Source organism: Pelatocladus sp. BLCC-F211, assembly GCF_041928655.1.
Lineage (GTDB): Bacteria > Cyanobacteriota > Cyanobacteriia > Cyanobacteriales > Nostocaceae > Pelatocladus.
In genome coordinates this window covers 1-12,900 of sequence record NZ_JBHFLM010000151.1, presented here as the reverse complement: position 1 = coordinate 12,900, position 12,900 = coordinate 1, and the positions used below count along the sequence as shown (strand labels likewise).

The 12,900-nt window shown below is 39.5% G+C and carries 10 protein-coding genes; 7 read left to right on the top strand and 3 right to left on the bottom strand.

All coding sequences use genetic code 11. The annotated features are described in order from the left end of the window. Positions 1 to 136 precede the first annotated feature (136 nt). Both ACE1AT_RS18980 and ACE1AT_RS18975 read right to left on the bottom strand, forming a co-directional pair. The gene (locus tag ACE1AT_RS18980) at positions 137 to 958 is read right to left on the bottom strand and encodes an SDR family oxidoreductase (RefSeq protein ID WP_374871088.1); all 822 of its coding nucleotides are present in this window, start codon (positions 956 to 958) and stop codon (positions 137 to 139) included. A 411-nt stretch (positions 959 to 1,369) separates the two neighbouring features. After that, positions 1,370 to 1,717, bottom strand: a complete 348-nt coding sequence (locus ACE1AT_RS18975; RefSeq protein ID WP_374871086.1) for a translation initiation factor — start codon at positions 1,715 to 1,717, stop codon at positions 1,370 to 1,372. 308 nt (positions 1,718 to 2,025) lie between these two features. Here ACE1AT_RS18975 and trpB point away from each other — a divergent pair, with 308 nt between their 5' ends. From trpB to ACE1AT_RS18940, 7 genes are all read left to right on the top strand, one after another. Continuing rightward, positions 2,026 to 3,261, top strand: a complete 1,236-nt coding sequence (trpB, locus tag ACE1AT_RS18970; RefSeq protein ID WP_374871084.1) for a tryptophan synthase subunit beta — start codon at positions 2,026 to 2,028, stop codon at positions 3,259 to 3,261. A 386-nt stretch (positions 3,262 to 3,647) separates the two neighbouring features. Continuing rightward, positions 3,648 to 4,976: a GTPase family protein gene (locus tag ACE1AT_RS18965; RefSeq protein ID WP_374871082.1), complete on the top strand. Its 1,329-nt coding sequence runs from the start codon at positions 3,648 to 3,650 to the stop codon at positions 4,974 to 4,976. A 75-nt stretch (positions 4,977 to 5,051) separates the two neighbouring features. Next, positions 5,052 to 6,695: an ABC1 kinase family protein gene (locus tag ACE1AT_RS18960; protein ID WP_374871080.1), complete on the top strand. Its 1,644-nt coding sequence runs from the start codon at positions 5,052 to 5,054 to the stop codon at positions 6,693 to 6,695. 63 nt (positions 6,696 to 6,758) lie between these two features. Next, positions 6,759 to 7,745, top strand: a complete 987-nt coding sequence (locus ACE1AT_RS18955) for an ATP-binding cassette domain-containing protein (protein WP_374871078.1) — start codon at positions 6,759 to 6,761, stop codon at positions 7,743 to 7,745. A 96-nt stretch (positions 7,746 to 7,841) separates the two neighbouring features. Beyond that, positions 7,842 to 8,630, top strand: coding sequence for an ABC transporter permease (locus ACE1AT_RS18950; RefSeq protein ID WP_374871076.1), 789 nt, complete (start codon positions 7,842 to 7,844; stop codon positions 8,628 to 8,630). A 607-nt stretch (positions 8,631 to 9,237) separates the two neighbouring features. After that, positions 9,238 to 10,194, top strand: coding sequence for a lysophospholipid acyltransferase family protein (locus ACE1AT_RS18945; RefSeq protein WP_374871074.1), 957 nt, complete (start codon positions 9,238 to 9,240; stop codon positions 10,192 to 10,194). A gap of 431 nt (positions 10,195 to 10,625) precedes the next feature. Beyond that, a complete protein-coding gene (locus ACE1AT_RS18940; protein WP_374871072.1) occupies positions 10,626 to 11,777 on the top strand; it encodes a DUF711 family protein in 1,152 nt (383 codons plus the stop codon). A 42-nt stretch (positions 11,778 to 11,819) separates the two neighbouring features. On the opposite strand, the gene ACE1AT_RS18935 is transcribed toward ACE1AT_RS18940, so the two are convergent. Further along, positions 11,820 to 12,488, bottom strand: a complete 669-nt coding sequence (locus tag ACE1AT_RS18935) for a 2OG-Fe dioxygenase family protein (protein WP_374871070.1) — start codon at positions 12,486 to 12,488, stop codon at positions 11,820 to 11,822. Between the last annotated feature and the right edge of the window lie 412 nt (positions 12,489 to 12,900).

The following is a 12,900-nucleotide window of genomic DNA, read 5'->3' as shown; positions in this document are numbered from 1 at the left end:
GCCAGTGCGTTGCGGGGGTTCCCCCCGTTGTAGCACCTGGCGTGGAGAGAACCACCTCTGGGTTAGATACCGCAAGGGGTCTAATCTAAGTGGACTCGTTGAACCAAGAATCCCTGTGGCTTTAGCCCAGGGAGTGTCAACCAGCTTCCTTAAAAAGCGCCTCCCAATCAATTACAGAAGGTCGCGATCCACTGTTAACTATTTCAAAAGCTTTTCTTTCACAATCAGGATTCGTGAGACATTCCACACACGCTGCTGCAACATCAATGCGGCTAGTTTGACCAGTGAGTTTGTCACCTGTTCCCAGTACTACACCAAGCTTACCCCCGGTTTTGGCTTGCAACAAAGTGTTGAGGTCATATGAAGTATACGGGCCGTCAATTAGGCGACCTGGGCGGATAATAGTGTAAGGTAAGCCGGAATTAGCGATCGCTTCCTCACCTTTTTGTTTCGCATCTAGTACACCAAAGGCATTGAGAATACTATAGGGAAACTTGTCTTTGCGTAGAACTCCGCAGGAAGATACATAAACAAAGCGCTTCAATCCAGAGGGTGCTGCTTGTACTAAATCGCTGACACCCTGAAAATCAACTTTTTCAGGATTATTTTTTGCTTTAGCTTTAGCATCTGAAGGATTTAAAAACAGCTTGCTCCATGCAATTAAGTCAGGTGTTTCCTCAAAATCCCATTTCGCAGAAGGGAAAGCACTAGTTCCAGTACAACATATGATGTAGTTAACACCCTCCATTGCTGCTGGAAGTGTAGCCTCTTCGCGTAGATCACCGACAGCAATTTCTACCTTATCCTCAAACATTTTTTGGGCTTTAGCAGTGTTGCGTGTCAGAATGCGAATTTTAAAATCTTTTTCTAACAGCTTACTTACTACCAGCTGTCCGACTCCGCCAGTGGCGCCAGTAACAAGTACTCTCTCTTCAGTAGGTAGTCCCGCAGAAGTCATAACTATCACCAAGGTAGAACTTACGCACTGTACAAATTGTCTATTATGTGCATAAGGATATTTGGTTGTCTGGGAGTATTATCGATTTTAACCTTACTCAGGCGATCGCTACAGACTTGTTTTTGAACGAACGCACTTGTGTTCTGAACCAATCATTGTCCACATGATAGCCAATTTGTATAGTGCGTAAGTCCTACAGGACAGCTCTTTCAAGGTGGGTAAAAATCTTCACAAAAATACCGATATTTGCTCTTTTCACCTTCGTGTCTTGGTGTCTTGGTGTTTCAAAAGTGGATTTTTTAACCACCAAGACACTAAGACACAAAGAAAAGAACATCACACCTTGAAAGGGCTAGTCCTACAAGGATTAAAATTGATAACAGACGCGATGAATCACGTCTCTATTAAATATCAACCACCGCTGATTTTGGCTTTGTATCCCAGCTTGAGCAAAATTTCCAAGATTTTCTGCTTGTGTTCCCCTTGAATTTCTATTTCGTGATCTTTAACTGTTCCACCTGTACCGCACTGAGTTTTCAACTGTTTGACTAATGCTTGCAAAGTTTCTGGTTTGGTTTGAAAACCGCTAATGACAGTGACAGTTTTTCCTTTGCGTCCAGCGCGAGTTGCTTGTACCCGTACATTTTGTTTTTCGGGTGGTAGTTCTTGAGTTGGTCTTTCTAATGCTGGCGAGTAGTTGTCACCAAATTCACGGTAGGCAAAGCGATCGCTTGATGATTTATCCTTGGGGGAAGCCATAAACTTAATAATCAGTGAACAGTTATCAGTTAGAGCGTGATTCTACTCTTACCTTGAAGACGCTCTTACGAGCGTCTACGCGTCTGTACAGTTATCAAAAACTGACAACTGTTTAGTAGTCTTAACTAGTCTGTTTTTATCCTAATGCGCTTCAGACTTTTTTATAATTAAGTTCGTCTTGTAGTTTAAACTTCAGCACTTAACCGATAATTCCTCGCAGGCTACAAAACTTCAAGTTCCATAAGTGGAATAGCACTCAATAAAGTAACTTTTTTAACTTCACCTCTGTCTCATCAATCCAAAATCGCATGACTACTACTCCCATTTTCCTCAATTTCCAAACTAATCAACACCCCGACCCCCAAGGACGCTTTGGTCGCTTTGGTGGTAAATATGTTCCAGAAACATTAATGCCAGCACTGGCAGAATTAGAAATAGCATACGAGCAATATCGCAATCAACCTGCTTTTGTTGCAGAATTACAACAATTACTCCGTGATTACGTCGGACGTGCCACTCCTTTATATTTTGCCGAACGTCTCACCGCCCATTATGCTCGTCCAGATGGCACAGGGGCGCAAATATACTTAAAACGTGAAGATTTAAATCATACAGGCGCTCACAAAATAAATAATGCGATCGGTCAGGTGTTGTTAGCAAAGCGCATGGGCAAAAAGCGGATTATTGCCGAAACTGGTGCTGGTCAACACGGTGTAGCAACAGCGACAGTCTGCGCTCGTTTTGGTTTAGAATGTGTGATTTATATGGGCGTTCACGACATGGAACGTCAAGCTTTGAATGTATTTAGAATGAAGCTGATGGGGGCAGAAGTCCGACCAGTAGCAGCGGGAACAGGTACACTTAAAGATGCCACTTCGGAAGCAATTCGGGATTGGGTGACAAATGTCGAAACTACTCACTATATCTTGGGTTCGGTGGCTGGGCCTCATCCTTATCCGATGATGGTACGCGATTTTCATGCAGTGATTGGACAAGAAACCCGCGCTCAAGCAATAGAAAAATGGGGCGGCTTACCTGATATTCTCATGGCTTGTGTCGGTGGTGGTTCTAATGCCATGGGACTTTTTCACGAGTTTGTGAATGAGCCATCTGTACGGTTAATTGGGGTGGAAGCTGCTGGCGAAGGTGTGAATACAGAAAAACATGCAGCCACCTTGACAAAAGGGCGAGTTGGTGTATTGCATGGAGCCATGAGTTACCTGCTACAAGACAACGATGGACAGGTGATAGAAGCCCATTCAATTAGTGCTGGTTTAGATTATCCTGGTGTCGGGCCAGAACATAGTTATTTAAAAGATGTTGGACGTGCTGAATATTATAGTGTGACTGATGCTGAAGCTTTAGCCGCATTCCAAAAACTTTCGCGCTTAGAGGGAATTATACCTGCACTCGAAACCTCCCATGCGATCGCCTACCTCGAAACCTTGTGTCCCCAACTTAGCGGTAGTCCCCGGATTGTGATTAACTGTTCTGGACGTGGCGATAAAGATGTGCAGACAGTAGCTAAATTCCTCAATCAGTGAACTGATAACTGTCTCATTAGTGTCTATCTTGAGACTCTGGTTGTCATCAAGACTATAGTGTTACATTTCAAGAAGCCTGACTAATGCAGGAAAATTTGTTTGTAGTAAGCGCTAAAGCGCTTGCTATAAACCATCAGCAACTTGTTAGTAACATAAGTAAGTCGGTCGGAATAAACATAACTATGCTAATTTTTTAAGCACTAAAGTGCTTACTACAAACCCTTAATACTGAACAAAATACCAGTTCAGGCTTGACGTACAAACTATTGAGTTTTCCGCCAAATTTTCCTCTTAAATAATGCTGGCAAAAAATATGCTGTCAGCACAATGGCTTATTTTTATCATTACCGTATTTTGTCTATTTTAAAGAGATTTTTTAAAGGACAATGACTGAAGAACGTAAGCCTGATTTCCCATCAGCGAATATTCAAAACTCAAATGAACCGACTGATGATGTCAATAAAGAGTCGGTAGATCATGCTAATACAAATCCGATTGCAAGTGTTTGGAATCAAACAACAGGACGATTAATCCAAATTCTACCCGTAGAAAAAATATCACAGTCGTTTGTGAAGTGGTTTAGTGTTAGTGAAGCTCAAGTTGCAGAGATTTTAGAGCAAGTACGAGCAGAACTACCAACCACAGAAGCCTTATTGATTGGTAAGCCCCAAGCTGGTAAAAGTTCTATCGTCAGGGGATTAACTGGTGTTTCTGCTGAAATTGTTGGTCAAGGATTTCGTCCCCATACTCAAAACACCGAGCGCTACGCTTATCCTTCCAATGATCTACCCTTGCTGATTTTTACTGATACTGTCGGGCTAGGTGATGTTAATCAAGATACTGAGATAGTTATTCAAGAACTAATTGGTGATTTGCAAAAAGAGACTCGTGGCGCCAAAGTCATGATTCTCACTGTTAAAATTAACGACTTCGCCACCGATACACTACGACAAATTGCTCAGGAGTTACGTCAAAAATATCCAGATATTCCCTGTGTACTGGCAGTTACCTGTTTACATGAGGTTTATCCTCCTGATGTTGCCGATCATCCAGAGTATCCACCAGTATACGAAGAACTCAACCGCGCTTTTGCTGCTATACAGGAAAGCTTTGCTGGACTTTACGATCGCTCTGTACTCATCGACTTTACCCTGGAAGAAGATGGCTACACGCCAGTGTTTTACGGCTTAGAAGTATTGAGAGATACTCTAGCAGATTTACTACCAGAAGCTGAAGCGCGAGCAATTCACCAGTTATTAGATCAGGAAACTGGTGAAAAGATTGGTAATCTCTACCGAGATGTGGGACGTCGTTATATTTTGGCATTTGCTGTTATTGCAGCAACGATCGCTGCCACACCTTTACCTTTAGCTACAATGCCTGTGTTAATTGCATTGCAAGTATCAATGGTCGGCTTATTAGGTAAATTATATGGACAGACACTTACACCTTCTCAAGCTGGTGGTGTCGTGAGTGCGATCGCAGGTGGTTTTTTTGCAAGGGCTATAGCACGAGAGTTAGTTAAATTTATACCTGGACTCGGCAGTGTTATTGCTGCTTCTTGGTCTGCTGCCTATACCTGGGCATTAGGCGAAGGTGCTTGTGTATACTTCGGTGATTTAATGGGAGGCAAAAAACCCGATCCGCAGAAAATTCAATCTGTGATGCAAGATGCATTTGAGCAAGCAAAAGCACGTTTTCGGGGTATGAAGTGAAATTTTAAATACCCCAAAACAGTTAACAATTATTTTCCTCTTTTTCCTTCTACTTATTAGCGATTTATTAAAATTATGTTTCTTACTCAAACAGTTCCCCGTCAACGAGAAATCGTTGAAGTTCTTTTCCGTAATGGCTGGGACTATATGCGAAGATTGCTCACAGGTGGTAAAGCTGATGAGCCTCAATTACCCACACCAGCAGTTTTAAAAAATATCTTGGTTGATTTAGGGCCTGTGTACGTCAAATTGGGTCAACTACTTTCTACCCGTCCAGATTTGCTAAGTGCTTCTTATATCGAAGAACTATCAACACTACAAGATGAAGTACCACCAGTTTCTTGGTCAGAAATAGAAGTTCTGATTCGTCAACAACTCAAACAACCTTTAGAAGAAACCTTCACAACTATTAATCCTGTAGCAGTAGCAGCCGGTTCCATTGCTCAAACACATCGGGCTATCCTCAAAGATGGTCAAGAAGTTGCTTTGAAAGTGCAACGTCCAGGAATTGATGTTACTGTTGCCGGAGATATTGCTCTGATTCAAGGTATTGCTGATTTAGTAGCACGCACTGAATTTGGTCAAAGCTACGAAATCAAATCTATCGCCGAAGAGTTTGTCAAAGCCTTGGAAGCAGAGTTAGATTTCACACTAGAAGCTAGTTATACTGACGATTTGCGGCGCAATTTATCTGCGAGTCGCTGGTTTGATCCAAATCAGATCAAAGTCGCGCAAATTTACTGGGATTTGACAACACAAAAATTACTAGTCATGGAATGGTTGGATGGTGTACCGTTGTTATCGGCAAATTTAAGTAGCCAAAACGGTAAAAGCCCGATTGTAGAAAGACAAGAAATTACTACGTTGTTATTTCGTGCTTTTTTCCAACAATTATATATAGATGGATTTTTTCACGCCGATCCCCATCCAGGCAATATTTTTTATCTTAAAGATGGGCGGATTGCCTTAATTGACTGCGGAATGATGGGGCGACTTGATCCGCGTACACAGCAGATTTTAACAGAAATGTTATTAGCAATAGTTGATTTAGATGCTCAACGGTGCGCCCAGTTAACTTTGCAGTTAGCGGATTCAAATCAACCTGTAATTTTGTCTCGTCTCGAAAATGATTATGACCGGATGTTGCGGAAGTACTATAACTTGAACTTGGCGCAAATGAATTTTAGTCAGATCATTTATGAACTGTTACAAGTCGCTCGTAATAATAAAATTCGTTTACCTAGTAATATGGGTTTGTATGCTAAAACCCTAGCTAATTTAGAGGGAGTAGCACGATCATTTAATCCTGATCTGAATTTTATAGATGAAATTCAACCATTGATTACAGATTTATTCCGTCGTCAGTTGTTCGGAGAATCACCAGTGCGATCGCTCCTGAGAACAGCATTAGACCTTAAAAGTCTCTCTTTACAATCTCCCCGACAAATTGAATTACTGCTAGATCGAGTCACATCAGAGACATTACAGTGGAATTTAAATGTACGTGGTCTAGATAGCTTGCGCCGTACCACCGATGATGCAGCCAATCGGCTTTCTTTTAGTATCCTAGTAGGCTCACTAATTATGGGAGCAGCAATTATTTCTAGCAATGCGAGAACACCACAGTTTTCTCTTCTGAGTAATGTATTATTCGCTACGGCAACTTTCTTAGGTTTGTGGCTGGTTATTAGTATTTTGCGATCAGGACGTCTACGATGATTTTGTTGGTTGTATTTGGAAATCGCAACAAACAATCGTTAACCACTAACTACCATTTACCTTATGCCAATCATTGAAGCTCAAAATCTGAGCAAGGTTTATCCTGTCGCTGTGAAAGAACCAGGTATTGCGGGAACAATTACCCACTTTTTTCGCCGTACCTATCGCCAAATTAAAGCAGTTCAAGATGTTTCCTTTGAAATAGCACCTGGTGAAGTAGTTGGGTTTTTAGGGCCGAATGGTGCTGGAAAAACTACCACACTCAAAATGCTGACAGGGTTGATTCATCCTTCTAGCGGTATAGTTAAAGTCGCTGATTATGTTCCCTTTCGTCGCCAAGAAGCATTTTTGCAAAAAATAACCTTAGTAATGGGGCAAAAGCAACAATTAATATGGGACTTGCCAGCATTAGATTCTTTAAAAATTAACGCTGCTGTTTACAATATTAGCGATCGCGAATTTCGCAAGCGAGTCGGCGAACTCACCGAAATGCTGTCTCTAGAAGGAAAACTTAACCAACCAGTCCGCAAGCTGTCTTTAGGTGAGCGGATGAAAGCAGAAATTTTAGCAGCACTTTTACATCGTCCATCGGTACTGTTTTTAGATGAACCAACTTTGGGACTAGACGTTAATGCTCAGGTGGGAGTGCGCGACTTTTTACGAGAGTATAATCAGCGTTATCAAGCCACAGTACTGTTGACGAGTCATTACATGGCAGATATCACCGCTCTGTGTCAACGGGTATTATTAATTCACCAAGGTAAGTTGATGTATGACGGTAGTCTAGATGGACTATTAGAAAAGTTTGCACCTTATCGAGAAGTACATGTGGAATTAACACAACCTCTGTCAAAACAAAGACTCATGTTCTATGGTGATGTCCAAAAATTAGATGGACGGATGGTGTGTTTTATGGTGCAGCAAGAAGATTTAACACGCACCGTTTCGCGGATTTTAGCAGAGTTAGATGTGATTGATTTAACCGTGAATGAACCACCAGTAGAAGAAGTCATTGGAAGAGTATTTCAAGCAGGGGTAGTTAGTAGCTAAAAATAGTTGTTTGTACGTTGTTACTGGTTAGTAATGAATGACCAATGACTAATGACTAATGACTATTGACCAATAACTATTGACTATTGACTAATTATGCAAAGACTAATCAAAACAACATTAACTTTTTTGTCTGTGTACTATGCTTACATGGTGGAGTATCGTGCAGAACTAATTTTATGGGTTTTAGCTGGCTCTTTACCAATTATCCTGATGGGAGTTTGGATACAAGCTGCTCAAGGTGGACAATTCGGTTTAACACCCGTGGATTTTGCTCGTTATTTTCTGGCTGTTTTTCTGGTGAGACAGTTCACAGTTGTATGGGTAATTTGGGAGGTGGAAAGGGAAGTAGTAGAAGGTAAACTTTCTAACCGATTGCTACAACCAATTGATCCAGTATGGCATCATGTTGCTGCCCATGTTAGTGAAAGAGTTGCTCGTATACCGTTCGCAATTCTGTTAGTAGGATTGTTTTTCATACTATATCCCCAAGCTTTTTGGATACCGAATTTAGGAACTTTTTTATTGTTTAGTTTAGTGGTGATCTTAGCTTTTATTTTACGCTTCGTAATTCAGTACACTTTTGCGATATTTTCTTTTTGGACAGAAAGAGCCAGCGCTTTAGAAGATTTCTGGTTTTTGTTCTTTTTGTTTTTATCTGGTATGATTGCTCCTCTTGAGGTTTTCCCGGAATCAGTCAGGACGATAGTACTCTTTACTCCTTTTCCCTATTTAATTAATTTTCCTGCGAGTATTTTGGTCGGAATACCTGTAAATTTGACACAGGGATTGGTGTCAATGTTGGGTTGGATTTTGTTGTTTTTGGGTTTGAATCGTTGGTTATGGCGACAAGGATTAAAGCGGTATTCGGGAATGGGAGCATGAATTGATGCGATCGCACACTGAATTTTAGATAAGGGTTATTCGTGAAGTGCCGCTACAAAAAACAACATACTAATTTAGTTGACAAAAATAAAGTTAGTATCAAAATTTCAAAACAAACCTTGAGAGCCTAGAGTTATAAGATATATGGTATTGATAGTAATGTGTCGTAACAAGCTGCTACGTATCTATACATAATTTTCATACCTATGTCATTAATTATTCATAAATATTCTGGTAGAATTGCTGGTAGCAAACATTAAATTTGCTCCTCACACCACACCGCTGCTCTCTTGTGTGCTAAAGGCAAGAGAGCTTTTTTTCTTGGTTATGACGTCTTTAATCGTGACAATCAGCTAACCGTCTACCAAAAATTCATACTCAAGGCTGTAATTCTTGCTTTTTGCCAATGAGTATCTTAGGACATAAAGCTAACTGCCCAAGTCAAATTACCACTAAGGCAAGCTTTAACATAGATTAATAACAGAATGCCATTTCACATTTTTTGTTAAAAACTCACCAGATTGGGAATTTGTAGGTTAGCACAGCTGTGTGTCCCTAGAATAACCTCCCCAAATCGGTTCAATATCAAGAATTGCTAATAAAATTCATGTCCAACAGTCCGTTGATTCCTCAGCCAAATTCCCATGATGCACAAGAAGCAGTTTTGATACCGCTAACAGAAGCAACAATTCAACGTGCAAAAGAAGGTGTTGCTTATGCACGCGATCGCCATGCTAATGAAATTATCCGCCAAGCGCTACAGTCGGCGGAAGCAATTGCTGAAGGTGCTTCGGAACACAAAGTTAGTGGCCAGATGCGGCGAAAGGTAATACGGACTCTCATCCATAGTTTATTTCGGATAAAAGTTGAGTTTTCAGAACGGATTCCTACTCAACCAGTGTTAATTGCTGCTAACCATCTGAATCATATTGATCCGTTTTTATTACTATCAGAATTACCCGCACATCCTTACAGCTATATTTTTGGCGATGCTCGTACTCTTTATAACCAGTGGTGGAAACGACAATTTCTACATTTCGCTAAGGGAGTCATACCTATAGAACGGATTTGGAAAGAAGAATTAGCAGTAATACAAGCTGCGAAAACTGGACATAAAGATTTAGTTGAATTAGCAGATGCTATAGAAAAATATGTCCCCACAGGTAACTCTATAGAATGTATGCGACGGTTAGATCGTATTGTTCAAGGCATTTTTGCTCGTGGGGAAAGTATAATTCTATTTCCAGAAGGAAGACTGGGAAATGCCGAAGCTCAGTTATTTGTTCCTCTCAAACGTGGTGTTGCTATTTATGCTTTACGTTCTGGAGTACCAATTTTACCTGTAGCTTTAATTGGTACACAAGATTTGTACCTTTGCAAACAATTAACTGTTCGATTTGGCGAACCGATTCTTTCCCCTCAATCTAGTCGTCCTAAAGCACAACAAATACAAGCAATAGTAGATCAGTTAGAAGCAGCGCTGACGGATTTATTACCGAAAGATTATCAAGAACCGAAAGAACCAAAGTTATTACATCACTTTCTTAATCATATGTTTTGGTAATCTTTAATTCTTGTTCTGTAGAGTCAACCTCTAACAGGATTTTGGATTACTCTGTCGAGTAGACACTCCCTGTCTACTTGCAGAAGTCGCTAACGCGCCTACCAAAGGTAGCCGCACTTCGTGCGTCTTATAGCGGTTCTCGACCTAGTGAGGTACGTTTTCAAAGCTATTAACTTTATTAAGAAGGATTGGGGTATACCTCAGTTGCTTAGGAAACGCTATTATGATCTTCGTGAAATTAATTATTGGTTCGTATTCCAATTTTATCAATTCACTTGCAGGGTAAAACTTGCAAAATTTTTGAACAATAAGATCCCTGATTTATTGAATAAATTGGGGATCTGGCTTTCTTAATTTTTACCCTTCATTTAGGATTGCTATAATAAAATTATAAACAATAGCAGATTATATAAACTTACTGAAATTTAAATATGAAAATTAGAACTATTACAACAGGTATTTCCTTAGCTTCTCCCAAGGAAAAAGATAAGATTAAGCAAGCAGCGGAGTTCAATCAAAAAGCAAAAATTTTGTTTGAACAATTTGGTCATGAAGTTCAAACAACTAGAATAGCGACAAATTCATGGGAAGAATATCTACAAGATTTCTCTCCCGCAGAAATTGTAAGTATTATTCAAAATTTAGAAAAATTTTGTGATGAGCTTAATGTCAATTTTTTTAATATTGGATATGCCCACCGTCCTGAAAACATTGCTATCATTCCAGAAATCAAGAAAACCACATCTTTAATTTTTTCTTCCTCTAAAATTGGCGACAAAGAAACTGGTATTAACTATGAAAGTACTTTAGAATCTGCAAAAGCAATTAAACGTATTTCTCAAGAAACTGAAAATGGTTATGGCAACTTTCGATTTTGTGCTTGGGCAAATTGTAACTCAACCATACCATTTTTTCCTGCTGCATACCATGAAGGTGATACATCTTTTGCTCTTGGTATAGAGTGCAGCGATTTAGTAATGAAAGCTTTTACTACAGCAAACAATAACATGCAAGTAGCAGAAAAAAATCTACAATTATTTTTAGCAGATGAATTAAATAAATTAGCAGATATAGGTGAAAAAATCTCTGCACAATTTGGTATTAATTATAACGGTATTGATACATCATTAGCACCACCTTTAGAGCGACAAGAAAGTATTGCTTTTGCTTATGAAAAACTGATGAATAGCAAATTTGGCTATCAAGGAACACTAACAGTTTCTGGGATGTTGACTCGTGTTTTAAAAAGTGTACCAGTAAAAATCTGTGGTTATTCTGGTTTGATGCTTCCTGTTTGCGAAGATGTAGGTTTAGCAGCCAGAGCAAACGAACAAACTTATGATATTACTAATTTACTATTGTACTCAGCAGTTTGTGGTTGTGGACTTGATACAGTTCCCATACCTGGTAATATTTCTACAGAAAAGATTGCAGCAATATTAATGGATATAGCAACTTTAGCCATCAAGCTAGATAAGCCTTTATCAGCAAGATTATTTCCAATCCCAGGGAAAGAAGCTGGGGAAATGACTGCTTTCAATTCCCCATATCTTGTTGATTGTAAAATATTTGCTGTTGATTAAAGTAGTTATTATTTATTGGTTAGCAAGATAAACAACAACCAATTAATCAGAAAGTAAGCTTGGCGAAGTTAGTACAAAAACATCTCTCGTTCCTACGCCATCTGCTATGGGTTTAATCGGAGTAGTAAAGTGAAAGAATTGATGATCATTTATTAGTAGTAATTCTCCTGGATAGAGAATTTTATTGAAAACGGGCTTTTCTTTCTTGGCTGTATATAAATGGGTTTCTCCTCCTTGAATATTGTTTCTATCAACAGAAAAGATACCGATAAAATCAGTCCCATCTCTATGAATCCCTTCGGGTGCAGGATTACCAAAATTATCTGGTGAACAACTAGTTCTGATTTGATGCACTCCGATTTCTGCTTCTGGATGCAGTTTACAAGAATCACTAAATGCTAAAACTAGGTTTTGAAATATATCTAGTTCTATGAGTGCATCATCTAATTCTGCAAACTCTCTTTTGATATCACCCAATAAGGGATTATAATCTTTGCTTTGAAACAGATAACCATGAGGTAATTTGATTAATCTATCTTCAGAAACTATAAAACGTGATAGCCTTCTGGTACGATAGTTACCTTTAATATAAGGATCAACAGGTAAGTTATTAAAAAATGGTTGGAAACCTTCTGTAGTTATGGAGTTTACCTTTCGTAGGGTAAATAAAAAGGCATATTCCAATTCTGTTGATCCCAGGACTGTTTGCATACGATTTTTCTCCTGGTATATTGCTTTTCTTCGTATCCTTCCGTGTTTTATATCTTGGGGAAGGCTTATATTTTCTAGTGTATGATATTTTTTATGAAAATGTCGTTAAGTAGACTACAGAAAAAGTCATTTTATGATATAGAAACTGAAACCTATTGATATAGGGAGGAAAGAGAATTAAGAATTCTGTCAGTACTGTTGATATGAAGTGAAGATATGACAAATATGATGTTTTTAGATATCGACCACCGATACACATCGGTGGATATAGTCCAATACGGTTCAGTTAAGGCTAAAAACTAAAACTAGCGTAGGTTGGGGAGCCAGTGCGTTGCGGGGGTCCCAAGAGTTGTAGCACCTGGCGTTTGAGGAACGTAGACGCGCCCTGCGCGGCTGATCGCAGAGTAACCCA

Bases quoted from the DNA above. Each gene is read 5' to 3' on its own strand.
- ACE1AT_RS18955 (WP_374871078.1), top strand. From the start codon at position 6,759: ATGCCAATCATTGAAGCTCAAAATCTGAGCAAGGTTTATCCTGTCGCT.
- ACE1AT_RS18950 (WP_374871076.1), top strand. From the start codon at position 7,842: ATGCAAAGACTAATCAAAACAACATTAACTTTTTTGTCTGTGTACTAT.
- ACE1AT_RS18940 (WP_374871072.1), top strand. From the start codon at position 10,626: ATGAAAATTAGAACTATTACAACAGGTATTTCCTTAGCTTCTCCCAAG.
- ACE1AT_RS18975 (WP_374871086.1), bottom strand. From the start codon at position 1,717: ATGGCTTCCCCCAAGGATAAATCATCAAGCGATCGCTTTGCCTACCGT.
- trpB (WP_374871084.1), top strand. From the start codon at position 2,026: ATGACTACTACTCCCATTTTCCTCAATTTCCAAACTAATCAACACCCC.
- ACE1AT_RS18945 (WP_374871074.1), top strand. From the start codon at position 9,238: ATGTCCAACAGTCCGTTGATTCCTCAGCCAAATTCCCATGATGCACAA.
- ACE1AT_RS18960 (WP_374871080.1), top strand. From the start codon at position 5,052: ATGTTTCTTACTCAAACAGTTCCCCGTCAACGAGAAATCGTTGAAGTT.
- ACE1AT_RS18980 (WP_374871088.1), bottom strand. From the start codon at position 958: ATGACTTCTGCGGGACTACCTACTGAAGAGAGAGTACTTGTTACTGGC.
- ACE1AT_RS18935 (WP_374871070.1), bottom strand. From the start codon at position 12,488: ATGCAAACAGTCCTGGGATCAACAGAATTGGAATATGCCTTTTTATTT.
- ACE1AT_RS18965 (WP_374871082.1), top strand. From the start codon at position 3,648: ATGACTGAAGAACGTAAGCCTGATTTCCCATCAGCGAATATTCAAAAC.